Consider the following 24,922-nt stretch of genomic DNA (forward strand, 5'->3'; position numbering starts at 1 on the left):
AACCTATGGCAGCCTGCATATACTCTGATTCAGTTATTTAACCGCCTGAAATGCTTCTTCCAGATCTTCAATAATGTCAGATGCATGTTCTGTTCCGATAGAAAGACGGATGGTATTGGGCTTAATTCCGGAATTTTCAAGTTCCTCTTCTGTCATCTGTGAATGAGTGGTTGATGCAGGATGAATCACCAGAGACTTCACATCTGCAACATTGGCAAGAAGAGAGAATAATTCCAGCTGGTCAATAAAGTCCTTTGCTTTTCTTGCATCTCCCTTGATTTCGAAGGTGAAGATGGAACCACCTCCATTGGGGAAATATTTGGCATATAATTCCTTCTGACTCTCATCATCGGAAATAGATGGGTGATGAACCTTTTCAACCTGAGGGTGATTTTTCAAATATTCCACAACTTTCAGCGCATTTTCCACATGGCGCTCCACTCTTAAGGATAAGGTCTCAAGTCCCTGTAAGAAGACAAATGCATGAATTGGAGATAAGCATGCTCCTGTATCACGAAGTAAAATCGCCCGGATCTTTGTCACATAAGCCGCAGGACCGGCTGCCTTTGTGAAGCTGACCCCATGGTAACTTGGGTTTGGATCTGTGAGTGAAGGGAATTTTCCAGATGCCTCCCAGTCAAATTTACCGCCGTCAACAATTACACCGCCAATGCTGGTTCCATGTCCGCCAATGAATTTTGTAGCAGAATGTACCACAATATCAGCACCGTATTCGATGGGTCTTACCAGATAAGGGGTTGCAAATGTATTGTCTACAACAAGCGGAATTTTATGTGCGTGTGCAATCTTTGCAAACTGTTCAATATCAACCACATCGGAATTAGGATTACCCAGAGTTTCGATGAAAATCAGCTTGGTATTTTCCTGAATGGCATTCTCCACTTCTTCATAATTGAATGGATCCACAAAGGTAGTGGTAATTCCATAATCAGGAAGAGTATGCTCCAGCAGGTTGTAAGTGCCTCCATAGATATTCTTTGCTGCGACTACGTGATCTCCGTTCTTTGCAAGGTTTTCGATGGAATAAGTTACTGCTGCCGCTCCGGAAGCCGTAGCCAGTGCTGCCACACCGCCTTCTAATGCTGCAATTCTCCGTTCAAACACATCCTGGGTGGGATTGGTCAGTCTGCCATAAATATTTCCTGCATCTGTTAAATTAAACCTTGCAGCAGCATGATCGCTGTTATGGAACACATAGGAAGAACTCTGATAAATAGGTACTGCTCTGGCATCTGTCACGGAATCTGCCTGCTCCTGGCCAACGTGTAACTGCAATGTCTCAAATTTAAGATTTCTTTCTCCTCTGGTCTTCTTGCTCATATTCGTATCCTCCTGTGGGGTAAAATGCTGTTTCGCATGTTCTTGTTAAGTGGTATTATACCGGATTTTCTAATCCTGTGTTAATATTTATAACTATGATCTGGTTATAGGCAAAATCTATAACGGATTCTCAATGATAAGATTAGTCCTGTTGGGCCAGAAGTTTCTCCAGTTCCTCATTCAGTTTTTCTTTCATAAGGAAGAGAGTTTCATCTCCCGGCAGATACTTATCATTATAAAGTTCTTCCACTGGCAGCTTCCAGACAGGACCAGGAGATGGTGTATCACCAATGGTTCTGGGATAAAAATGCCAGTGCATATGTGTAAAATTACCGCTTCCCAATAATTCATAATTCAGTTTATCCGGTCCAAAAGCCCGGTAAACTGCCTCTGCAGTCAAAGCCATCTCCTGCAAAAACCGGTTTTTAAATTCCTTTTCCAGAAAATGAAGCTCCGACGCATGTTCCTTACATAAAAAAACAGTATAACCCTGAAATCTCTGGTGATCCCCCAGCACCACATATCCTGTCTCCAATTCCTTTACAAAATAAGGATTTCTGCCTTCTTTAATAAGCTGTATCCGGTCACACACTCCACACATAGCTGCACCTCTCCTTTTCCCACTTTTTCTGCTTCTCATCTTTTGTTATTATACAACAGATTTTCCACCTGCACACTATTTTTTTATTCCTTGCTTATCCATCATATCTCATTGGCTTTGGAATATATATATACAAAAATGCAAAAGGAAAAATCTGCCCATGAACGAACATTATCCATTTGTGAATCCACCGCTTCCCTATGCATACGACTCACTTGAACCTTATATCGACACTCAGACCATGTACATTCACCACGACAGGCAGCTTCAACGATATGTAGTGGAACTAAACACCATCCTGCGGGATTATCCGGAGCTGCAGAATCTTTCTTTGGAAGAGCTTCTTACAAATACGGAAAGCCTTCCCGAGGAGATCCGACAATCTATCATCAACTACGGCGGCGGCGTTTACAATCATATTATCTACTTTAATGGCATGATTAATTCCCAGGAGCGTTCACAGGCCGAAACACTATATCCCATTATATTAAGAGATTTTGGAACAATAGAGAATTTTTTTAATGAATATAAAAGAAAAGCACTTTCTGTTTTCGGATCGGGATATGCATGGCTGGTTGTTGACCAGAATGGAACACTATCAATCGTAACCACTCCCAACCAGAATACTCCTATCTCCTTTGGCTTTTGTGTGATCTCTGCCATGGACGTCTGGGAGCATGCTTATTTTCTGCAGCGTTATAATGACCGGGCTGCATACATCGAAGACTGGTTCCATGTGGTTAACTGGCAGGAGGCTGATGCACGGTATAAACGGTGTATGGGGATTGACGAGGAGCAATAAGTGTAAAAGGGAGAACCAGGTGATCACTTGGTTACTCCTTATAAATGCGCTCAAAACCTCACTGATGAGCCCTAAATGTCTTGTTTTTTTCCCATTAATGCACTAGAATAATATTAAAATAAATAATTACTGAGCATTACGATTGGGGAGAAAATGAATATGAAGATTTTGTGTAGAACTTTGGCTTACATTGAACTAATTTTTGGATCCATTGGAAGTATCATATTGGCATATTCACTAGGTGTAAAATTTGATTATCCAACTCTAGAATTGAAACGGGATGGTACCGCAACTTTTGCTATTTTTGCTACGGCAATACTTTGTGTTATAACTATATGGGCAATCTTGTATGCTATTTCTGAAATTTTAGAAAATCAAGAAAAAATAATCAAGATATTAGGAGAAAACAGCAATACAAATTTAAAGGATGGTAACACTCTTACCAGCCTTTCATTTACCCCACCTCACTCGCCATTACCTTTAACTCCAAAGATTAAGACTCCCATTACCATGCAGGAATCTATTAATATCAATGTTAACACTGAATCAGATGAATGGAATTTATACGATGCCTGGAAGTGTCCTATTTGCAAAAGAATAAATGAAGGTCATGAAAAGACATGTGTTTGCGGCTTAGAAAGAACCATATAATTAGTTTTACCATGAAAAAAACGCTCTCTATCGATCAGAGAGCGTTGTAATTTTGTGTTTATATTATCTTATTTTTCTGCTTTTTCATCTTTTACGAAATACATTTTAGTGCCTTCTAACTCGAAAAGCAGTTTTGAATCTGTGATCGGACATTCAATGACTTCTCCATCAGATTTTATAGTAATAACATTGTCTTTTTCTGACCAGGTACCCTCTCCATTCTCAGTACCAAAATTAAGTGTTACTTTTTTTGCGTCAAATTTAATGGTAGCTGCATCCATAGCACTGGCTAACAGTTCCCCTTCAAGTACGATTCCCTCAGCTTCCACTGAATTTAAAGTCCAGGTGGTTCCTACGTAGACAGAATCATTTTTTGCTCCACAGCCTACCAGCATAGCCCCAAGCATCATTAAAATTGCAAGTAAAATTGATAACCTCTTTTTCATAACTTCCACTCCCTTTTTTTTGTAATTAATTTGATTCACTCAGTACTACTTTTATATTAATACCGAGTCCTGGTAAAGTTTATTATAATATATAATTCCAGTCAATGGTTTTGTCGCATAATGCATGTTTATGGTGTAAAAATCAATAAAACATTTGCAATTCAACACGATTATGGTATATTTGTTACATCAGGGTAGAAAAATAGGGGATTATGATGAAACTTGTAATTTTAGATTCAAATACTACAGACAGAAATCAATTGATCGTTTCTTTAGAAAGATATTTTCAAAATCGACTGATTAATTTTTCACTAAGTGAGTTTTCATTTCATCAAAAAATGTTTGAACGTGTAAATTTCCAATGTGAAAAACTCCCATGTTGTTTTATTAACTTATCAGAAAGTGAGCAAAATGGTTTAGAAATAGGACTTAAAATTCGCGAAATGAATCGGGATAGTATTATATTTTTTACTTCCACCAGTCCCCAGTATGCAGCAGAAGCTTATAAAATGCAAGCGGATGGATATTTTCTTAAGCCTATTCAAACCAAAGAATTAGAAGCATCTCTTGATAAAAGTTTAAAAAATATAAATTATATTTACAAGAAAATTCAAATCCGTTCAGATTATATGACACTGAATATACCTCTTAAGGATATTATCTATATTGAAGTGTTTAATAAAACCTGTATTATTTATACAAGACAAAAAACAATTACAAGTTCAATATCATTAAGTGAATTGGAAGAGAGATTAAAAAAAGAAGGATTTATCCGGTGTCATAAAAGCTATCTGGTTAATATGAATTTTATCGAAGAGTATAACAATTTTGGTTTCTTTCTAACAACCAAACAATTTATTCCCATATCAAAGCGAGAACGTTTGAAGCATCGTGAAACACATCTAAATTGGTTAATGAAATCGATACCTGATTAATGACTGTTGCTCCCATATGTTATTGTAAAAATTTCTCATATACATTATACTACATATATAGGTTCAATCAGAGCCAAATACATTCAAAGGGGAACTGTTAGTATGTCAGAGACTAAATGTAGCAATTACAATTTATGCAAACAATATGGTACTTATGGTGAGAGTTGTGAAGAGGATCCTTATTCAGGCATCTACACCGATTGTGATAATAGTGAGAAGCAGATAATAAAAATTCTGGCAAGTATTGATCAGAAACTCTCAAAACTTCTGGATAAATAGATGCAAAAAGAGGAGCCGCCCAAAGCGATCTCCTCTTTTCTATATCAAATGGTATTTTCCCTTGAAAAATCAAGGTTTTATCATTAGAATTTACCTGCGTTAGCAGCCTCTTCAATACCAACAGCCACAGCCACGGTAGCTCCAACCATAGGGTTGTTACCCATACCGATCAGACCCATCATCTCTACATGAGCTGGAACGGAAGAAGAACCTGCGAACTGAGCGTCAGAGTGCATACGTCCCATAGTATCTGTCATACCATAGGAAGCTGGACCTGCTGCCATGTTATCTGGGTGAAGGGTACGTCCTGTACCGCCGCCGGAAGCGACTGAGAAGTACTTTTTGCCTTTTTCTGTACATTCCTTTTTGTAGGTTCCTGCTACTGGATGCTGGAATCTGGTTGGGTTGGTGGAGTTACCAGTGATGGAAACGTCAACGCCTTCCTTCCACATGATAGCAACGCCTTCTGTTACGTCGTTAGCGCCGTAGCAGTTAACTTTTGCTCTTAAACCTTCTGAATAGGATTTTCTGAACAGTTCTTTTACTTCGCCTGTGTAATAATCCATCTCAGTTTCTACATATGTAAATCCATTGATTCTGGAAATGATCTGAGCCGCGTCTTTTCCTAAACCGTTTAAGATTACTCTTAATGGTTTCTGACGTACTTTGTTTGCCTTCTCAGCAATACCGATAGCGCCTTCTGCTGCTGCAAAGGACTCGTGACCAGCAAGGAAACAGAAGCAGTCTGTGCCCTCTTCCAGAAGCATCTTTCCAAGATTACCATGACCGATACCAACATTACGCTGATCAGCTACGGAACCTGGAATACAGAAAGCCTGAAGACCTTCACCAATTGCTGCTGCTGCATCTGCTGCTTTTCTGCAACCTTTTTTGATTGCGATCGCTGCGCCTACTGTATAAGCCCAACAAGCATTTTCAAAACAGATAGGCTGGATCTTCTTCACCTGTTCGTAAACATCCAGACCTGCATCTTTTGTAATCTTTTCCGCTTCTTCAATAGAAGCGATGCCATAGCTGTTTAAAACAGAATTGATTTTGTCAATTCTTCTCTCATATGATTCAAATAAAGCCATTATCTTGTCCTCCTTATTATTGGCCAAATCTCTTCGCTTTCATAACCGGATACCGGCAGGCTTTCGCCGACCGATTATTCGTGTCTTGGGTCAATGATCTTTGCAGCTTCCGCTACACGGCCGTACTGTCCTTTTGCTTTCTCCCAAGCAGTGTTGGGATCATCACCCTTTTTGATGAAATCAGTCATCTTACCAAGACTTACGAACTGATATCCGATGATCTGATCTTCTGCATCAAGAGCAATGCCGGTTACATAGCCTTCAGCCATTTCCAAATAGCGAGGACCTTTCTTTAAGGTTCCATACATGGTTCCAACCTGAGAACGAAGACCTTTTCCTAAGTCTTCCAGTCCCGCACCAACTGGAAGTCCGTCTTCTGAGAATGCACTCTGAGTTCTTCCGTATGCGATCTGTAAGAATAATTCTCTCATCGCTGTATTGATGGCATCACAAACAAGGTCTGTATTCAATGCCTCTAAAACGGTTAATCCTGGCAGAATCTCAGCTGCCATAGCAGCGGAGTGTGTCATACCGGAGCATCCGATTGTTTCTACTAATGCTTCCTGAATAATACCCTCTTTTACGTTAAGAGTCAGCTTGCATGCGCCCTGCTGGGGAGCACACCAGCCAACACCATGTGTCAGACCGGAGATATCTTTAACTTCTTTTGATTTTACCCATTTTGCTTCTTCTGGGATTGGAGCAGCGCCGTGATGAACGCCCTGTGCTACTGTGCACATCTCTTCTACTTCATGTGAATAAATCATGTTAAAACTCCTTTCAAATAAGTAATCATCATGAAAAGTACTTTGTTAATTATATCACATCATACTTGATACCATTTTCTCATATTCTGTCGAATTCCGCAAGTCTTTTTTAGGGCTTGCAAAACAGCCGGAGGAAGAATCTGACCCTTTTCTTCTCTCCGGCCGGCTGTTGTACGCACTATTGTATCACTCTTCTGACCGACAAGATGGTACGATAAGTGGCTGTACCAACCTTGATACCGGTAGCTGGAGAGCTTGCATGAACAATCTGACCATTCCCGATGTAAATTCCAATATGACCTGCATAACAGATTAAATCTCCAGGCTGGGCATCGGAATAAGGGACTTCTGCTCCGACAGAACGCTGCTCGGAGGAACTTCTTGGCAGGGAATATCCAAAATGCCTGTATACGCCCTGTACAAATCCGGAGCAGTCCGTTCCGTTTGTCAGACTGGTTCCGCCAAACACATAGGGGTTCCCCACAAACTGCAGACCGTAATCCGCAACGGATCTTCCCTGAGCCGTTCCCCCTGTACTTTTCGATGCAGAAGGTCCGGAATACTTGTTATTATTATTGGTGCTTCGGCTGCCGGTGTTAGAGGCAGCTTTTTTCCTTGCATCCTCTTCCGCCTTTTTTCTTGCCTGCTCTGCTGCTTTTTTTCTGGCTTCTTCTTCCTTGGTCTTACGGATTTCCTCATTCTTTTTTGCTACCGTCTGAGCATAAAGATCCGCATCCTTCTTGGCCTGTGCCAGCTGGCTGTCAAAATTAGATACTTCTTTTTTCTTTGTTGCAATGAGAGTTTCCAGCTGTTTCTTCTGATCCTTATACTCCAGCTCCATTACTTCCATCTCATTCTTGTCTTCTTCCAGATCATCCTTATAATCAGCAACCTGCTGCTTGGTCTCCTGGAATTTTACAAGCATCTTCCGGTCATATGTATAGATTCCTTCCACATATTCCGCTTTATTAAGCAGATCCGACATATCCTTTACCTGAAGAAAAATATCCATGTATTCTGTATCACCCTTCTCATACATATACTGAATTCTTTTTTTCATGGCAAGATACTGCTTTTCTTCTTCTTTCTTCGCTTCCTGGTAATCCGATTCAGCCTGTTTAATTTCTTTTTCTTTATTGGCCATATCGTTTTCTAACACTTTAATATCTGATAAAAGAGCAGTTAAATCAGTGGTAAGCTTAGAGACCTGATTCTGAGCCGCATTTTTCTTGTTGGCAGCATCCTGTGCCTGTTTATTGGCCTCATTCAGTTTTTTCTGAGCTTCCTGCTTTTCTTTTTCCGCCTTGGAAGTCGCAAAGACCGGAACAGTCTGTGTGCAGACCATGGCACTTATCATGATACCGCAGAACAGTCTTCGAAATACCCCTGCATTTTTATGATACATAATCTGTACTTTTCGTTTCATCGTCAGTTCCTTTGCATTTTTTCTATCTTTATCCCTCCTATATGTTAACGTAAAACGAGGGTAAAATTCAAGTCCAAAATGAAATTTTATAAAAAAGTTTTCTCCTGCTGTCTCCCAATCTTTCTGGACACCACAATAAAACACAGGAAAAAGAGAATTCCCTTTATAATACTGGATATGGAAAAGGCCCACCAGATTCCGTCAAGTCCCAAAGAGGTACTTCCAAGGAACATGGCAAGAGGAATTCTTGCCGTGGTAAACACAATACTGATTACAGAACTGAGCAGGGTTTTTCCAAGCCCCGAGAGCGCACCTACCGTAGTAAGCTCCACACACATAAACATCTGGCTGACACCTAAAATAACAAGATAGCGCACGCCCATAGGAATTACATCTGCCTCATGTATGAATAGTCCGAATATCTGCTTCGGAAAAACAATCAGCAAAAAGGTACAGAATAATCCCCATAAAAACATAACTGCCACTGCCGTAAAATATCCTTTTTTTACTCTCCCATACTGCTTTGCTCCATAATTCTGACCCACAAAGGAGTTAATCGCAGCTGCAAAACCATCTGCAGTCATCCATGAGATGGATTCAATCTGCCCGCCTACCCGGAGTACAGCAACTGCTGTATCGCCAAATTCAGCTACAAACCGGGTTAAAATCATGGAAATACTGGTGTATATTAAATTCTGGACAGAAGCAGGGAATCCGATTCTGATCATAGAGCTCATATAGTCCCATGGAACTCTCTGGGTCAGCCGTACTTTATCAAATACCAGTTTGTCTTTACGAATTGCTATTATAAATACAAGTGTTACAACTGCCTGGGCAAATACCGTAGCTGCTGCTGCACCAGCCACGCCAAAACCTTTTACCGGCCCCACTCCGAAAATTAAGATGGGATCTAAAATCATATTTAAAACAAGTCCCACCACATTCGCCTTTAAAGGAGTTCTGCTGTCTCCCATGGCTGTGAGGATACCTGTCAGAATCACATTCATATAAGAAAATACAATCAGCCCGCAGGTTATTTTCAAATATATCTGGGCATTCTCCACGATTCCTTTGCTGCTCAGTCCGAAAAATCCAATCAGCGGCTTAGCCCCAAATATGCATAGAGCACCGTAAAGAATAGAAAACAGAATGCCAAGCTGAAGTGCCCCTGATGCATATTGAGCGGCTTCTTCTTTCCTGCCTCCCCCAAGAGCATGGGCAACTTTAACCTGTCCGCCCATTTTAGCCAGTGCAACAACTCCCTGGGAAAGCCACACATACATACCTCCTGCCCCCACCGCAGCAACCGATGAAGCGCCAGCAATACCGATCCACGCCATATCTGTCAAGTTATAAGCCATCTGGACCAGTGCGGTGACCATAATAGGAAGTGCCAGCTCTGTCAGCGAAGTAAAGATGTGTCCCTTTAGTAAATCTACTTTTTTATTCATAAAAAATTTTTCTCCGTTTCAAAAGGGCTGCCAAATTAGCGGCAGCCCTGATCTGTCCGGATTAATTCCTGGCAGAAAGATATTCGTCAATTCCTCTTGCGCCAGCACGTCCGGCTTCCATAGCCAGGATTACAGTTGCAGCACCTGTCACTGCATCTCCTCCGGCATATACGCCTTCCTTGCTTGTCTTTCCTGTAGATTCCTCTGCAATAATACATCTGCGCTTATTAATATCCAGTCCCTTGGTGGTATTGGATATTAAAGGATTGGGGGATGTTCCCAGTGACATGATGACAGTATCTACATCAATGACAAATTCAGATCCTTTGACCTCTACAGGTCTTCTTCTGCCGGAAGCATCCGGTTCTCCAAGTTCCATTCTGATACATTTCATTCCGTTAACCCAGCCCTTCTCATCGGTGAGAATTTCAATGGGGTTTGACAGAAGATCAAATATAATTCCTTCTTCTTTTGCATGATGGACTTCTTCCGCTCTTGCAGGAAGTTCCGCCTCGCTTCGTCTGTAAACAACATGCACCTCAGCACCAAGACGAAGAGCCGTTCTGGCTGCGTCCATGGCAACGTTGCCTCCGCCGACAACCGCTACCTTATTACCTGCTACAATCGGGGTATCGTAGTCGTCACGGAATGCTTTCATTAAATTACTTCTTGTTAAGTATTCATTGGCGGAGAATACACCGTTGGCATTCTCTCCCGGAATTCCCATAAACATCGGAAGTCCGGCTCCTGAACCGATGAATACAGCCTGGAACCCTTCTTCATCAAGAAGTTCATCAATGGTCACAGACTTTCCAACGATTACATTGGTCTCAATCTTAACGCCCAGCTTTCTGACATTGTCGATCTCCGGCTGTACGACACCGTCTTTTGGAAGACGGAACTCCGGAATACCATAAGTAAGTACACCGCCGGGCTCATGAAGTGCTTCAAATATTGTAACTTCGTATCCCAGCTTTGCAAGATCCCCTGCACAGGTAAGACCTGAAGGACCGGAACCGATGACTGCCACTTTCTTTCCATTGGTTTTTTCAGGTGCTTCCGGTACAATTCCATGCTCTCTGGACCAGTCTGCTACAAACCGCTCAAGCTTGCCGATAGAAACCGGCTCTCCCTTAATTCCGCGGATGCACTGACCTTCACACTGGCTCTCCTGAGGACATACACGTCCGCATACTGCCGGAAGTGCTGAGGATAGCGCGATCACTTTTGCAGCTTCCTCAATATTGCCCTCTTCCACCTCTTTAATAAAACCAGGTATATTAATAGATACAGGACAGCCCTTTACGCACTTGGGATTCTTGCACTGAATGCAGCGGCTGGCCTCTTCTCTTGCTTCTTCTTCATTATATCCAAGACATACTTCTTCAAAGTTTGTTGCTCTTACTTTTGGATCCTGTTCTCTGACTGGTACTTTCTTTAAAACGTCCATTAGTTGTCACCTCCACACTGTCCGCAGCCGCCATGATGAGTATCGCCTTCCCGGGTTTTTAAAATTGCACGCCCTTCTTCGCTCTTATACATCATCTGACGCTTCATGGCCTCGTCAAAATTCACTTTATGGCCGTCAAATTCCGGTCCATCCACGCAGGCAAATTTGACTTCGTCCCCAACAGTGATACGGCAGGCTCCGCACATTCCTGTACCGTCTACCATGACTGGGTTTAAGCTGACAACGGTTGGAATTCCTAATTCCTTTGTTAAAAGACAGGTAAACTTCATCATAATCATAGGGCCGATAGCAACACAAACATCGTACTGCTTTCCCTGATTATTTACAAGATCCTTAATTACTTCAGTAACCATTCCTTTTCTCTCATAGGAACCGTCATCTGTGGTAACATATAAGTTGCCGGCCTGTTCTCTCATGGCATCTTCTAAGATCAGCAGATCCTTTGTCTTTGCGCCTACGATTACATCAACCGATATTCCGTGCTCCCTCATCCATTTTACCTGAGGATAAACAGGAGCAGTTCCAACACCACCGGCTACAAATAAATATTTGCGTTTCTTTACTTCTTCTAAATCTTCTTCTACAAATTCAGATGCATTACCTAAAGGTCCTACTACATCCTCAAAGCTGTCCCCTGTTTTTAAATCAGCCATCTTTTCCGTGCTGGCGCCCACTGTCTGAAATACAATGGTAATTGTCCCTTTGTCACGGTTATAATCACAGATCGTGAGCGGAATACGCTCCCCTCTGTCATCCATCTTTACGATAACAAATTCTCCAGGCTGGCAGGCTTTGGCAATCCGGGGTGCTTCCACATCCATCAGATAGATCTTGTCAGCTAACATCTCTGCTTTTAAAATCCTGTACATCTTCATCCTCCTAATGTCTTCGTGAATATACCTTTGCACCGTTCCTGATAGCCATCCTGACAATCAGGTGAAATGGTACTCGTTCCATATTATCATTTTTAAATATCAAAGACAATACGAAATAAAAAATATCATTATTTTTTTATCGATTACCAGTCCTTTGGTACATGCGGAACGTATAGCACAAATTAAAGTATGTCTGTTCTTCACTTTCAGCACACATCTCCCATCCGGTATCCTGATCCAGATTTGGGAAATGGGTATCTGCACTGTATGCATAGTCTATATATGTCACATGAGCTGTATGGCAGTACGGAAGGAACTGTTCATAGATACTCTGTCCGCCTATAACAAAACACTCTTTACCAGGATGCTTTTCAAGCTCTTTCATCACTTCTTCTATACTATGGCAGATGGTAGCGCCTTTCACTTTATAATTGGTATTTCTGGTGAGCACAATATTGGTTCTTCCATATAATGGCTGTTTCCCCGGAAAACTCTCCAATGTCTTGCGGCCCATGATAATAACTTTTCCAAGAGTTTCCTCACGGAACATCCGCTTGTCCTCTGGTATGTTTACCAGAAGCTGTCCCTGATTCCCAATGGACCAGTTTTTATCCACTGCTACTATTAAATTCATAAGCATGTCCACCTTTTATTCTTCCTCTGCAAGAATCAGCTCCTTTGCATAAGGCAGGCTTTCGATCCAACTGCAGAATGTGTGCCATTCTTTTAATTTGTGGCTTTTTCTTGCAAAATAAATGTTGATTAAAGTTTCATAATTTAATGTACAGGTGCGCATCTGATTGTAGCTGGAAGGGAGAAGCTGGATCATATCATACCAGTCTTCCTTGTTCTTCGTTTCTATATAACGCAGACGAATCTTCTCTAATTCTTCCACAACACTTCCCATAAAGGCAAGGGTTTTCTCTGTCATATGATCATGGCTGAAATCGTCCATATCAAATGGTTTTGAATGCATCTTATGCATGGTACTTGTAGAATTCGCTACAGTAGATACCTTATAGGTATCGTATTCCTTCCACCAGTATATAGGAGCGGTCACATCCACTGAAACAAAAATCTGCCGGATAAATTTTCTATGATCACTGCCAGCTTTTCTTAACCGTCTGGCAAGTCCCAGATCATTTGGTCCCAGTATGTATTCCCCTTCCTCATTATACTGGCTGTCCATACGGTCCCAGCTGTTCATTGGGTTTCTTGCACCACGTATGGCGTTTTCTATGTTCATAACACTGGTTCTTTCACACTTTAACATGGTATCTTCCTTTCTAACTGCGGATTCTCTCTTGCATGATCCTATCCATTATAAAACAAAACATGTGTTACGTCTATTCCTTTATTACCCGATTTGTCCTTAATAAACATACATTATTTTTGCAAAAATTTACATAATAAAAAAAATAATATCTGTTTTCTATTGAATCATAGCCAATAGTCTTCTATAATTATAATATTAAGTTTTTGGAAGGAGAATGATACCAATGGATGAAAATTACATACCGTTAAGGCTGGCACAGCTTCGGACAAAAAAAGGCATATCTGCCAGAGAAATGAGTCTTTCACTGGGACAGGCGGAAGATTACATCAGCGATATAGAATCCAAAAACAACACACCATCAATGGACCACTTTTTATTGATTTGTGAATACTTAGGGATATCGCCAAGGGAATTTTTTGATGAAGAAAATCCAAATCCCATCCTGCTTCATGAACTGATCACAGAACTGGAACCACTAGGGGACCAGGACTTCGATAATCTGCTGAACCTGCTCTTTGAAGGCCAGAAAAAAATAAGAGAATAGCGAAAAATGCAAGCGGGAAAACTGACTTTTAAGTTCCCAGTCTCCCGCTTCCACCACTTATCAAAGGCAGGACAGGTGATCCAGTTCCCACCGGATTTTACTGCCGCTCTCATTTTTTAAAACAATCAGTTTCTTATCAATCTGTTCTTTTAATTCACTTACATGGGATATAATTCCTATGAGTCTGTGTTCTCCCGCAAGTTCCAAAAGGATCCGCACTGCTCTTAATCTGGATTCCTCATCTAAGGATCCGAAGCCTTCATCAATAAACATGGCATCCATCCGCACATTTCCTGCTGTCCTCTGAATAATATCTGCCATCCCAAGAGCCATGGCAAGTGCTGCCATGAAAGATTCTCCACCAGACAATGTTTTCACATCACGCAGCTGCCCGGTCGACAGACTGTAAACGTCAAGATCCAGTCCAACCTCTCCCTGTCTTCCCAGTGCATTTAAATCCCGGCACTGCAGTAAAAACTCACCATCAGACATAATCTTTAACCGCTTATTGGCGGCATGTACCATCTGATTAAAATACTGACGCTGTACATAAGTCTGAAAATCCAGACTGACGGAAAGCTTTCCATTGGCTGTCTGATTTAAACTGTGATACAGCTGGTATTGCTTTTCAAGTTCTTTCCGTTCCTTAAAAAGCTTTTTTAAATTACTCTCTGTCCGCTCTGTCCGGCTTTTGATCCCTGCTATTTCTGCCAATTTTAACTGGATTAGTTTTTGTTCTTCCCTTAAAACGGCAGCCTCTTCCTCCCAGTGTGATGTATCGATTCTTTCCCGGCCTTTTGTCTCTTCTTTGTACTGGTTATAAATCGTCCTGGCAGTGAGACACGCCTCCTCATAGCCGCGTATTTCCTGCTGCCAGGCTGTCCGCTGTTCCGATGACATCTTTGCCTTCTGATAGTCTGCTTCATCAGAAAATCCCAGTTCGCGAAGCATGGAATCATAAGCCTTTTTTGAACTCTCCTGCGCCCTTAGAAGGGTCTCTCTGTTCTCTTTTAATGAAGCAAGACGGCCTCTTTTCTCCTGTTCCTCTTCTGATAACAGAAGAAACTTTTCATTTGCCTGCTTCTCCTGGGATAGCAGGAGTTCTCTCCTGTTTTTTAATTGTTCCAGCTGAATTTTGGCCTGCTTCTCGTCTGGGTAAGGAAGATTCTTTTCTAATTGTTCCAGCTGTGCAAATAAAGCTGAATTCTCCACTTTCTTATCCTGCCACTCACTTCTAAGCTTCTCTCTTATCTGCTCCAGCTCTGCCATACGAAGCGCGTCTGTTTGCCTGTTTTCAATCAGTTCCTTTAAACCGGCTTCTGCTTCTTTTGCTTTCTTTTCTTCTTCCCATGCTTTCATTAACAGGTCTTTTGTTTCCTTCTCTTCCAAAAAGAAACGTTCCTCCATTAAATCCAGATCAATGCATGGATCAAACCATAAACTGGCTTCTTTCTTAATCCATTCTTCCTGGTGCCGGCAGCTTTCATATCTTCGTATCGTAAGAAGTGCCGCTTCAGATCGTCGTTCATTTGCCTGGTCTCTTTTAATCCTGGCTTCATCTACCATTTCAGCTGTGATGCTGTCATCATAGAACTTCGCTTTCTGTGGGTGGTGAACGGAACCGCATACAGGACACGCAGTCCCTTCATTTAAATCCTTTGCCAGAAGACCTGCCTGATGATCAAAAAAGCTTTGGTAGAGAATGGCATATCTGGACTGTGCTTCTTCGTATTCGGTCTGTGCCTCCTTCTCAGAAAGCCTTAATTGGGATACTTCCTGCTGAACCTCCCTGTACTGTTTTAATGCCTGCAGAAGGTTCTTTAAAGCTTCTTCCTTTCTCGTATACTGGCCCGTAAGCTCCTTTAAGTCAGAAAGTTTTGCAGCAGCTTCTGTCAGAGACTCCTGTCTTTTTTCATATTCTTTTAAACGCAGGCTGACCCTTTCCAGTTCTTTTTCTGCTTCCAAAAACCGTTTCCGGGATTCCTCCTCAACACTTTTTTTACTCCGGCACAGTTCTTCCATCCTCTTCCAGTCCTGATACAGAGGCATGGAAGAATTAAGCCTGTCTAATAAAATAGTAAGCTTTGGAACTTCTTTTTCTGAAGCTTCCTGGCTTTCCACTGCAGCTTTCTTTACTAAGGCAAGTTTTTCCCCTGTGTTTTTAAGCTCTTCTTCAAGCTCTGCTTCCCGTTTCCCGGCTGCTTCCCAGTCTTTTTTTCTGTCCTTATACTGCATCTCTGCTGTATATGCTTTCTCTGCCCGTTCCCCTATGGCAAGGCGTTCTTTTTTAAGCTCCCAGCCTTCACTCTGAAGTCTCAGTGCCTCCATGCGGTCAGCTGCCTCATTTAATTTATCAAACAGCCGGTTCTGTTCCATAGCCTGATTTCGTTTACGTTCCACGCTGGAAAGAGTTTCGCTGCTTTTTTCCCTCTCCTCAGAAAACTGCTTTTCTTTTCCGTAGATTTCATCAAGGATAACAGATACCTGGTTTATGATCTCCTCCATTTTCGTCTCTGGAAATTCCAGCAGCTGTAACCACTCTTCCTTATGTATGCTGTCATGCAAAAGCTCCAGATTTTCAGTCTCATGAGCGCAAAGCTTCCTGTTGTCCTCCAGCTTTCCTGCATAGAAATTATTTTTTTCCTTTAACTTATATTGAATCCGGCTGTAAATTCCAGTATTGAAAATTCTGGAAAAGATTTCTTTTCTTTCTTTGGAAGTGGCCAGAAGAAGCTTTAAATAGTCTCCCTGTGCTATCATTGCAATTTGGGAAAACTGACTTAAATCCACTCCTATAATCTCTTCTATCTTTTGGTTAATATCCCTGATATTTCCGGCAAATTCAAGTCCGGTAGGAAGAATCAGGGAAGCTTTTGCAGGAACTGAGATTTTTGTATATTCTCCGTCTTTGTTTTTCCTCTTACTGCTTCTTAAATAGGAAGGACTTCTTGTAATTTCATAGGTTTCCCCCTGTTCTAAAAAGCGGAAGGTAACGAAAGTCTCCCTGTCATCGTCTGCATACTGGCTGCGCATCATAGAGGGTTCTCGTCTCTGTCCGCTGGTTTCTCCAAAAAGAGCATAGGAAAGAGCATCAAAAATTGTAGTTTTTCCAGAGCCGGTGTCTCCCGTAATGAGAAAAATCCCATGACCTGCAATCTGAAAATCCACCGTTTCCAGATCTTTGTAGGAGCCGAATGCCGACATGGTCAGTTTCAGCGGTTTCATAATCCTTCCTCCTCCTTTGCTTCCTGCACAATTTTTTCCATGGCCTCATAAGCTTCCTTCGTCATCTCTTCCCCGCTTACAGCCTTATAAAACTGCTGGAAAGCTTCCAGTGGATTTAATACCGATACACGATCCTCTTCCTCCATCATCTTTTCCCTGGTGCGCACATTATCCACTTTCAGCTCCAGCAGATAATCATAAACTTCCTTTAACTGTTCCCTGATCCTGTATGGCTCATCCTCATCGGTCAGCGTAACACTGACAAAATCATGGCGGTTTTTTTCATCTGCACGGCTTAGAACCTCCTTCAGTGTTCCTCTCTCACGCCTTACATCCTGAATTCCGCCAAGAGGAAGAACTTCTAAAACAGGTAATTCCCCTTTTGCACCCATTTCTATGACAGTGATCCCTTTCCTGTGGTGTTCCTCACTGATGGAATATTTAAAAGGAGTCCCGCAGTAACGGATCCAGTCTGTTGAAACCTTTTGGGGACCGTGAAGATGTCCCAGTGCCACATAGTCAAAGGGAGGAAGCACGGAAACATTTACCCGGTCCAGACCGCCTGCAATTATGACCGCCTGTTCGGATTCACAGGTTTCCGGGTCTGTGCTTCCTCCAGTATAGAACTGATGGGACAAAAGAATATTCCGCTCCCTGGTGTCTATGGCTTCTCTTGCCAGAACCTCTTTAATGGCATTTTCATATCCTTCCGGCTGACTGTCGGGAAATAAATTTCTTACGTAACCGGGCTTTAGAAAAGGCAGAAGATAGAAATTAACCGGACCATATTGATCAGAAAGCACCACCTTTTTTAAGTATTCATCCTGATTTTGGGGCGGCATTACCGACAAATGAATGGAATGCTTCTCCAGAAAGGAACCTGCATAAGCAAGTCGTTCCGGAGAATCGTGGTTTCCTGCAATAATCAGAACGGAAGGCTGCGGCTGGATCATGGAAAGGGCATTTAAAAATCCCCCAAACAGGGTGTAAGCTTCTGCCGAAGGAGCTGTCTTATCATAGATATCACCGCAGATTAATATTACATCGGGTTTTTCGGTAACTGCGTAATTAACAATCTGGTTTAATACAGCCTCCTGATTTTCTTTCAGGCTGTAACCATTTAACTGTTTGCCAATATGTAAATCGGACAAATGAAAGAATTTCATCCTTCAGCCCCCTTTCTCTTTTTATCTATCATTCCATAAGGTCTACGAACTGATGCCTGCTTTATAACCTTTATGGGTTTAACGGTTCCATGGAAGACACACAGTAAACATTTACATTCTGATTCCAGCGGCTGTTAAAAAATATACGGTCACCAGAGTGACTGTATATCGGATGGGGATGGGCATCCTGCCCCAGCCAGTCACTTTCATGCTTACAAAGGGGAATCCATCTCAGTTCTCCATTATCCCAGTCGACCAGTACCCGGCAGATATATTCCGCATCTTTTTTGTGAGGATCCGGCCCGTTATCTGTACTGTTTTCTCTATTTTTTTTAACTTCCCAGGGATATTTGAAATATCCGTCACACACCAGATTTCCGGCATGATCCATGGTGAAATGTCCGTAAGCATTATAACTGTCAGGAAGGGCGATCTCCCAGTATTTCCCGGTACCTGGCTCATATTTGCCAACCATGGCGGGGCCACCTTCATAGCCTCCATGATAGATAATACTTGCCCCGTCATCACTCCACATCTCGTGGCAGACCCAGTCATTTCTGCTTCTTAAATAGCCTCCGGGCCTCCCCAGCGTATCATTTCCTTCCCTTCTGACAGGAGTCAGCGTGTCCCGGCTATGATCATAAATCCAGATCCTGCGGATTCCACAGTCAAAAGAGGCCCATTCGTGATTATACATAATCAGATCCGAATTTTGCGGGTGAAACTGTACATGGGTAATCCAGCACTTTTCTACCACTTTCTCATACACCATATCACCGGTATGAGTATCATAGACACATAAGTAACTATTTAAATTCTCTTCCTGAACGCGGCCGTCAATATCATAAACTGGTCTTTTGTCCAGTCCGGAGCCCTCTGTTTCCGGATCAAAATCCAGGCATCTGCCATCCGTCATGGGAACACAGAGATATTTTCCATCTGAACTGGCATGGGTAAATGCGGTCATTCTTCCTCCCGGCACCGTATTTAAAACAGTAACAGTACCGGTTAAATCTGCCTTGCAGATCTTATCATCCTGGATAAAGTAAACGATATCCCTTTTACTGTCCAGACAGACACTGGCTTTTCCCAGCCCCTGACCCGATGTGCCATCAAAATACACATAGCTCTTTAAAATTCCCTTTTTATTCTCCGTCAGAAACCGTTCCTCACCTGTCAGTAAATCTTTAACCATAACATTGGGGTTTCCTCCTTTGTCACAGATCATATAGATCCTCTCGTCATTCTCGCTGATGGACGATGAGGTGAAATACAAAAGCTGGGTATTATAAAGCTTCCTGTCTCCCGCACCTCCGGTCAGCATGCGGCCATTTAGCATTGATTGTTCCATCATGTTATTACAGTCCCTCCCTTTTATCTGTACCAAGTATAGCATAGCTTTTGTTATTTGTTCCAGATAAATAACATAAAATCAGGGTTAAAAACCACCAGTCGGTTTTCAGCCCTGATTCACTTCTCCGTTTATCTTTCTGCCAAAGCCAGTACTTCAAACTCTTCTTTACTAAGAAGCTTTTGAACATTTAAAAGAAAAATTATTTTTTCCACACTGCTTTCCGTTGGTACTTTTACAACTCCTGAGAAACAGCCGTTTAAAGATTGATTATTAAAATAGGGAACCGGTAAAATTTCTTCCTGCAGCACCTGGCATACCGTTTCAACTCCATCAACAATAAATCCATATAAACTGTTAAAGATCTTTATAATAATGATACAATTCCTGTCATTATACTCTTTTGCGTCTCCTCCAAGTTTTTGCCGTAAATCCACAACTGGAAAAACATCGCCTCTCAAACTAACCACGCCTTTTACGTAAGCGGGAGAGTCTGGAAAATGTGTAATCCTTTGTAATCCAACAATCTGCACAACAAAGGTAATGGAAAGACCGAGCAACCGGTTATCTGCCCAAAATGTCAGGTATCTGTCTTTTAAGGTATCCGGATTTTCCTGCTGGCGAATCCGCAATTCCTGCCTTTTCAACCTTCATTTCCCCCTTATTTCTCAAACATCAATACTTTACATGGGCACCTGCTGATACATGCCTGGTATCGTTAAAGATCCTTCCTGACTCTGCCCTGCCAAGACTGGTATATTCCTCATGCAGCTTGAATTTTCTTACTTCCTGCTGCAGTATTTCTGCCTGGGCAGCAAGTTCTTCACTGGCTGCAGAGCTTTCTTCCGCAGTAGCCGCATTGGTCTGAACAACTGCAGACACCTGGGACAGACCCTGATTGATCTGTTCAATTGCTCCTGCCTGTTCGGTGGACGCTGATTCAATTTCATTAATTGCCTGTTCCACCATCTGAGCCTTATCTTTCACCGTAAATAACAGCTTTAGTGTATCATCAGCCAGACGCTCCCCATGAGATACCATTGATACCGATTTTTGAATCAGATCAGCTGTCTGCTTTGCAGCATCCGCCGATTTCGCTGCTAAATTACGGACTTCATCAGCAACTACTGCAAAACCTTTTCCTGCATCACCGGCACGGGCAGCTTCTACAGCAGCATTGAGTGCAAGAATGTTGGTCTGAAATGCAATATCCTCCACAAGCTTGGTAATCTTTGATATTTCCTGGGAAGACTCCCCAATCTCTTTCATGGCAGTATTTAACTCCTGCATATATTGGTTGCTTTCCATAACACCCTGACCTGCCTGATTTACATAATCAGCTGCTTTCTCAACACTTCTGGCATTTTTTGTTGCCTGATCAGCTACATTTCCAATGGAAGCATTTAACTCTTCCAGAGTTGCTGCCTGTTCTGTTGTTCCGCTGGACAGAGCCTGGGCACCGTCTGAAACCTGCCCTGATCCGGAATTAACCTGTTCTGCTATGGTAGTAATGGAAGAAGCCAGATTGTGAAATTTTTCAACTAATTCTGCAAGCGCTTTCCCAAGAATATCCTCTTCGGATCGAATGGCCACAACAGTTGTTAAATCACCGTCTGCAATTGCCCTTGTCGTCCGGGCCAGTTCAATATTGTTAATAATCATCTTATCAAAGGCACTGGCGAGGCCGCCGACCTCATCTTTCCTGGAAGCCCAGCCTCTTTCTTTTTCCCCTGTGATTTTATCTACTCCAAAATCTCCCACAGCCACCATACTGGCAAATGACTCAAATATATAAAGGGGATAGGCAATAATATCTGACATATAACTGGAAAGATATAAGGAAAAAATCACAGAAACAATGGAAATTAATGCAATTACAATTATGATAGCTGCCACATTCCTGGTAAAATGCAGCAATGTAAAAATACCTGCACCTGCTGTAATCATAGTAAATGCAACAATTAGCAGATAGCTGATTAACAGTTTCTTTGCAACTTTCAAATCCTCAAACCACTTTTTCACTTTAACATTCCCTCTTTCATTTATTCCGGATGACTGGATCCGGTCTCCTCTTGTGTATCCGCCTGCATTAATTAATTATTATAGAACACCTCCTTTTCTCTGTCTTTTTAAGCCTTTACAGACTTGGAAACAATCTTCGCAGTATATCTCATACTGTGTCTCATGCCGAGAAACATAAGATTAATGGCAGTTTCCTGGGATACTGACGGTTTTAAAGACGGCGTATGGAATCTATGACTATTTAATTAATAAGGGAACAAAAAAGGAGGAGAAATCAACCCAAAAGCGATATTGAGCCATCCTGTGATAAAGTATGACGGGGTCTCTGACGGCGTTCTGCTATTATCAAAAAAATATTATGTAATATTTTAATTAAATTTTTAACATTTTCTTGCAATTATCGTTTATTTCACTGTATAAACTGTTGTTTGACAAAGAAAAGTAATTACTTTATAATGAGAAATGTCGAAATATATATAATTTTGCAACCGCAGTATGAGATATACTGCGCAATTTTTTATATTTATGCACTACTTTCTGAATATAATTTACAAAAAAGCCTTCGATGAAGATTGTCATTTCTCTTCATCGAAGGCTAATCTTATTTCTCTATCATTCTATTTAAAATAATATCTGAATCAGTAAACTGGCGACGATCAGGATAAGTGCACCGCAGATTCTGGTGGCAATCTGCGCAAATGGCAGAAGTTCCATTCTCTTTGCTGCTGAAAGAACTGCGATATCCCCTGTTCCGCCCATGTTGGTTGTGCAAAGTCCGGCAGTAATTGCAGACTCTACCGGGTAGAAGCCAACCAGATGACCACCGATTCCTGCACCTAAGGATACACTTCCAACTACTACAAATACAAGAAGCAGATACATAGGGCTTACTGCCTGGGCAACTGCACCTAAATCAATCATTGATATTCCAATTCCCACTAAAAGTGCGCTGGTCCAGTTTTTCATAACAAACTGGGACCACTGGCGGGCGGAATCTTCAAATTTTACCGGAATAATACCGCATGCCTTACTGACAGCCACAAGAATAATCATCCATGCATAGGAATGAACTGCAGGAACAAATTTACTAATAATAACACCCATTAAGAAGAAAAGCATAGCGGTAATCATACCGATTCCCAGTTCTTCCAGAGTGACAGATGAGTTGTTTTTTTCATTCATGTCAGAATTGTGGTTTCTCATAAGACGGCCATTGCCAGTCAGAGCAGGTTTTACTTCACCAAGCTTTGCCAGAAGACCAGCACCTACAATTGCCATGACATTACCAAGAGTGGAGGCTGGTATCATTCGTGATATAATAGCAGCTTTATCTGTCTGCAGCGCTTCTGCATACATACCGGATAAAGGAACGACTCCGGCACCCATTCCGCCTCCCATCATAGGTATTGCCACATACATGATGGCATCTACAAAACCATATCCAACCAATGCTCCCACTGCGCCAACACTTAAGATTGCCACAGTCATGGCGCAAAGTGCAACCGGGAGAAAACGTACAGCCGCTTTTAATAAAAGAGTGCGGTCCATACCAAGAATACTTCCAGTAATTAAGGCTGCTATGTAGAAATTTAAAAATCCAGTCTTATTCATAAACTGATCTACATTCTCCACTACATCCGTTGGAATCAGACCCGCATACACCAAAGCTGCAGAGGCAAAGATGCACACAATTGCACCGCCACCCAAAAAGGTTTTTACGATTGGAAGATTATTACCAATAATATTAAACAATCCACCAAAAACCATCATAACCAGTAAGGCGCCGATCATGCCGGAAGGAAGCCACTTCATGGCAATAGAAACTGCGGTAATAACGGTAAATCCCAGATAAATGGGTAGTGGTATGCCGGATATTTTAATGCTTTTTATTTTATCCATTTTATTTTACAACCCCCTGCTCCACTGCTTTTTGTTTCACCGCTTCAGCAACTTCTTTTGCAACACGTTCATCAAATGCACCTGGTATGATGTATTCCTCTGTCAGTTCTTCTTCCTTTATAATGTCTGCAATTGCATAAGCAGCCGCTATCTTCATCTCTTCCGTGATATCCGTTGCTTTTGCGTCGAGGGCTCCCCGGAATATTCCCGGAAATACCAGTACATTGTTGATCTGATTTGGAAAATCGGAACGTCCTGTTGCAATTATTCTTGCTCCGCCTTCCTTTGCCTCATCGGGCATGATCTCTGGTGTTGGATTTGCCATTGCAAATACAATTGCATCCTTTGCCATAGAAGCCACCATTTGTGTAGTCACGATTCCTGGAGCGGAAACACCGATAAAGATATCTCTTCCTTCCATAATATCTTTTAATTCACCATGTTTGTTTTCCGGATTGGTAACCTGAGCCATCATCTTCTGAGCGTCATTCATCCACTCTTCGCCTTCTGCCAGAGCACCCTTTTTATCAACCAGAATCACATCTTTCATTCCAATGGATAATAAGAGCTTGCAGATTGAAATACCGGCGGATCCTGCTCCGTTGATCACAGCTTTTACCTCATCGATTTTCTTTCCAACAACCTTTAATGCATTGATGATACCCGCAGATACCACAATGGCTGTTCCATGCTGATCGTCATGGAATACCGGAATATCCAGTTCTTCTTTTAAGCGGCGTTCTATCTCAAAACATCTGGGTGCGGAAATATCTTCTAAATTGATGCCACCAAAACCTGGCGCAAGATAGCGGACTGTTTTGATAATTTCCTCTGTATCTTTTGTATCAAGGCAGATAGGGAATGCATCCACTCCGCCAAATTCTTTAAAAAGAATGGATTTGCCTTCCATTACTGGCATTGCTGCTTCAGGGCCGATATCTCCAAGTCCCAGTACAGCCGTTCCGTCTGTAACCACAGCAACCAGATTTCCTTTTGCTGTATAGCGGTATACTTCTGATTTATCATCTCTTATTTTTCTGCATGGCTCTGCTACCCCTGGTGTATAAGCAGTGCTTAAATCTTCTCTGCATTTTACTGATACCTTTGATATTACTTCGATTTTTCCTTTGTTTTTTTCGTGGAGCTCCAGTGCAAGTTTGTTATAATCCATAACTTTTCACCCTTCCCTTTCGTTGACTTTATATTATAACCGTATGTTATCACCGATACTGGTCTTTTGAAATCTTGTGAACGTTATTAAAACCTTATGTAAGTAAAGAAAACCAACTTCATAATCCCG

At 41.8% G+C, this 24,922-nt stretch carries 23 protein-coding genes; 5 read left to right on the forward strand and 18 right to left on the reverse strand.

Translation table 11 applies throughout. The features are described from left to right. Window positions 1-33 precede the first annotated feature (33 nt). Both ACOAOT_RS14680 and ACOAOT_RS14685 read right to left on the reverse strand, forming a co-directional pair. Entirely contained in the window at window positions 34-1,341 is a 1,308-nt protein-coding gene (locus ACOAOT_RS14680; RefSeq protein ID WP_170819897.1) for an O-acetylhomoserine aminocarboxypropyltransferase/cysteine synthase family protein, read from the reverse strand. Between the two features lie 142 nt (window positions 1,342-1,483). Then, window positions 1,484-1,942: an HIT family protein gene (locus ACOAOT_RS14685; RefSeq protein ID WP_420217672.1), complete on the reverse strand. Its 459-nt coding sequence runs from the start codon at window positions 1,940-1,942 to the stop codon at window positions 1,484-1,486. A gap of 160 nt (window positions 1,943-2,102) precedes the next feature. On the opposite strand from ACOAOT_RS14685, the gene ACOAOT_RS14690 reads away from it, so the two are divergent. Continuing rightward, window positions 2,103-2,744: a superoxide dismutase gene (locus ACOAOT_RS14690; RefSeq protein ID WP_420217673.1), complete on the forward strand. Its 642-nt coding sequence runs from the start codon at window positions 2,103-2,105 to the stop codon at window positions 2,742-2,744. 159 nt (window positions 2,745-2,903) lie between these two features. Beyond that, window positions 2,904-3,395, forward strand: coding sequence for a hypothetical protein (locus ACOAOT_RS14695; protein WP_420217674.1), 492 nt, complete (start codon window positions 2,904-2,906; stop codon window positions 3,393-3,395). Window positions 3,396-3,463: 68 nt separating this feature from the next. Here the strand turns inward: ACOAOT_RS14695 and ACOAOT_RS14700 are convergent, their stop codons facing one another. Continuing rightward, entirely contained in the window at window positions 3,464-3,841 is a 378-nt protein-coding gene (locus tag ACOAOT_RS14700; RefSeq protein WP_420217675.1) for a hypothetical protein, read from the reverse strand. Window positions 3,842-4,053: 212 nt separating this feature from the next. Here ACOAOT_RS14700 and ACOAOT_RS14705 point away from each other — a divergent pair, with 212 nt between their 5' ends. Both ACOAOT_RS14705 and ACOAOT_RS14710 read left to right on the forward strand, forming a co-directional pair. Beyond that, window positions 4,054-4,776, forward strand: coding sequence for a LytR/AlgR family response regulator transcription factor (locus ACOAOT_RS14705; RefSeq protein ID WP_420217676.1), 723 nt, complete (start codon window positions 4,054-4,056; stop codon window positions 4,774-4,776). Window positions 4,777-4,878: 102 nt separating this feature from the next. Next, complete coding sequence (locus ACOAOT_RS14710; RefSeq protein WP_420217677.1) at window positions 4,879-5,055, forward strand: hypothetical protein; 177 nt, start codon at window positions 4,879-4,881, stop codon at window positions 5,053-5,055. An 83-nt stretch (window positions 5,056-5,138) separates the two neighbouring features. Here ACOAOT_RS14710 and ACOAOT_RS14715 read toward each other — a convergent pair whose 3' ends face one another. From ACOAOT_RS14715 to ACOAOT_RS14750, 8 genes are all read right to left on the reverse strand, one after another. Continuing rightward, window positions 5,139-6,149: a GGGtGRT protein gene (locus ACOAOT_RS14715; RefSeq protein ID WP_349668091.1), complete on the reverse strand. Its 1,011-nt coding sequence runs from the start codon at window positions 6,147-6,149 to the stop codon at window positions 5,139-5,141. 74 nt (window positions 6,150-6,223) lie between these two features. Then, window positions 6,224-6,916: an iron-sulfur cluster assembly scaffold protein gene (locus ACOAOT_RS14720; RefSeq protein ID WP_104436424.1), complete on the reverse strand. Its 693-nt coding sequence runs from the start codon at window positions 6,914-6,916 to the stop codon at window positions 6,224-6,226. 178 nt (window positions 6,917-7,094) lie between these two features. After that, on the reverse strand, window positions 7,095-8,342 hold the full coding sequence (locus ACOAOT_RS14725; RefSeq protein ID WP_420217678.1) for a C40 family peptidase: 1,248 nt from the start codon (window positions 8,340-8,342) through the stop codon (window positions 7,095-7,097). Window positions 8,343-8,428: 86 nt separating this feature from the next. Next, window positions 8,429-9,793, reverse strand: a complete 1,365-nt coding sequence (locus ACOAOT_RS14730) for an MATE family efflux transporter (protein ID WP_420217679.1) — start codon at window positions 9,791-9,793, stop codon at window positions 8,429-8,431. A gap of 61 nt (window positions 9,794-9,854) precedes the next feature. Next, window positions 9,855-11,243: an NADPH-dependent glutamate synthase gene (gene gltA / locus ACOAOT_RS14735; protein WP_104436427.1), complete on the reverse strand. Its 1,389-nt coding sequence runs from the start codon at window positions 11,241-11,243 to the stop codon at window positions 9,855-9,857. After that, on the reverse strand, window positions 11,243-12,133 hold the full coding sequence (locus ACOAOT_RS14740; RefSeq protein ID WP_170819887.1) for a sulfide/dihydroorotate dehydrogenase-like FAD/NAD-binding protein: 891 nt from the start codon (window positions 12,131-12,133) through the stop codon (window positions 11,243-11,245). Before ACOAOT_RS14740 ends, gltA begins: the two co-directional genes overlap by 1 nt. Window positions 12,134-12,275: 142 nt before the next feature. After that, window positions 12,276-12,773 carry a dihydrofolate reductase gene (locus tag ACOAOT_RS14745; RefSeq protein ID WP_349668086.1) on the reverse strand — a complete coding sequence of 166 codons (498 nt, stop codon included), beginning with the start codon at window positions 12,771-12,773 and terminating at the stop codon, window positions 12,276-12,278. Between the two features lie 15 nt (window positions 12,774-12,788). After that, complete coding sequence (locus tag ACOAOT_RS14750) at window positions 12,789-13,412, reverse strand: hypothetical protein (protein WP_420217680.1); 624 nt, start codon at window positions 13,410-13,412, stop codon at window positions 12,789-12,791. Between the two features lie 226 nt (window positions 13,413-13,638). On the opposite strand from ACOAOT_RS14750, the gene ACOAOT_RS14755 reads away from it, so the two are divergent. Then, entirely contained in the window at window positions 13,639-13,959 is a 321-nt protein-coding gene (locus ACOAOT_RS14755; protein WP_104436431.1) for a helix-turn-helix domain-containing protein, read from the forward strand. Between the two features lie 60 nt (window positions 13,960-14,019). On the opposite strand, the gene ACOAOT_RS14760 is transcribed toward ACOAOT_RS14755, so the two are convergent. From ACOAOT_RS14760 to ACOAOT_RS14790, 7 genes are all read right to left on the reverse strand, one after another. Continuing rightward, window positions 14,020-17,184, reverse strand: a complete 3,165-nt coding sequence (locus ACOAOT_RS14760; protein ID WP_420217681.1) for an AAA family ATPase — start codon at window positions 17,182-17,184, stop codon at window positions 14,020-14,022. After that, window positions 17,181-18,350, reverse strand: coding sequence for an exonuclease SbcCD subunit D (locus tag ACOAOT_RS14765; protein WP_420217682.1), 1,170 nt, complete (start codon window positions 18,348-18,350; stop codon window positions 17,181-17,183). The genes ACOAOT_RS14760 and ACOAOT_RS14765 overlap by 4 nt, the downstream gene beginning before the upstream one ends. A gap of 70 nt (window positions 18,351-18,420) precedes the next feature. Then, complete coding sequence (locus tag ACOAOT_RS14770; protein ID WP_420217683.1) at window positions 18,421-19,704, reverse strand: hypothetical protein; 1,284 nt, start codon at window positions 19,702-19,704, stop codon at window positions 18,421-18,423. 128 nt (window positions 19,705-19,832) lie between these two features. Beyond that, window positions 19,833-20,348, reverse strand: a complete 516-nt coding sequence (locus ACOAOT_RS14775) for a chemotaxis protein CheW (protein WP_420217684.1) — start codon at window positions 20,346-20,348, stop codon at window positions 19,833-19,835. Window positions 20,349-20,376: 28 nt separating this feature from the next. Beyond that, a complete protein-coding gene (locus ACOAOT_RS14780) occupies window positions 20,377-21,723 on the reverse strand; it encodes a methyl-accepting chemotaxis protein (RefSeq protein ID WP_420217685.1) in 1,347 nt (448 codons plus the stop codon). Window positions 21,724-22,344: 621 nt separating this feature from the next. Continuing rightward, entirely contained in the window at window positions 22,345-23,622 is a 1,278-nt protein-coding gene (locus ACOAOT_RS14785; protein WP_420217686.1) for a 2-hydroxycarboxylate transporter family protein, read from the reverse strand. A gap of 1 nt (window position 23,623) precedes the next feature. After that, window positions 23,624-24,793, reverse strand: coding sequence for an NAD(P)-dependent malic enzyme (locus tag ACOAOT_RS14790; protein ID WP_420217687.1), 1,170 nt, complete (start codon window positions 24,791-24,793; stop codon window positions 23,624-23,626). Window positions 24,794-24,922 lie beyond the last annotated feature (129 nt).

The sequence above is a fragment of the Lacrimispora struthionigena genome (assembly GCF_048627165.1).
Lineage (GTDB): Bacteria > Bacillota > Clostridia > Lachnospirales > Lachnospiraceae > Lacrimispora.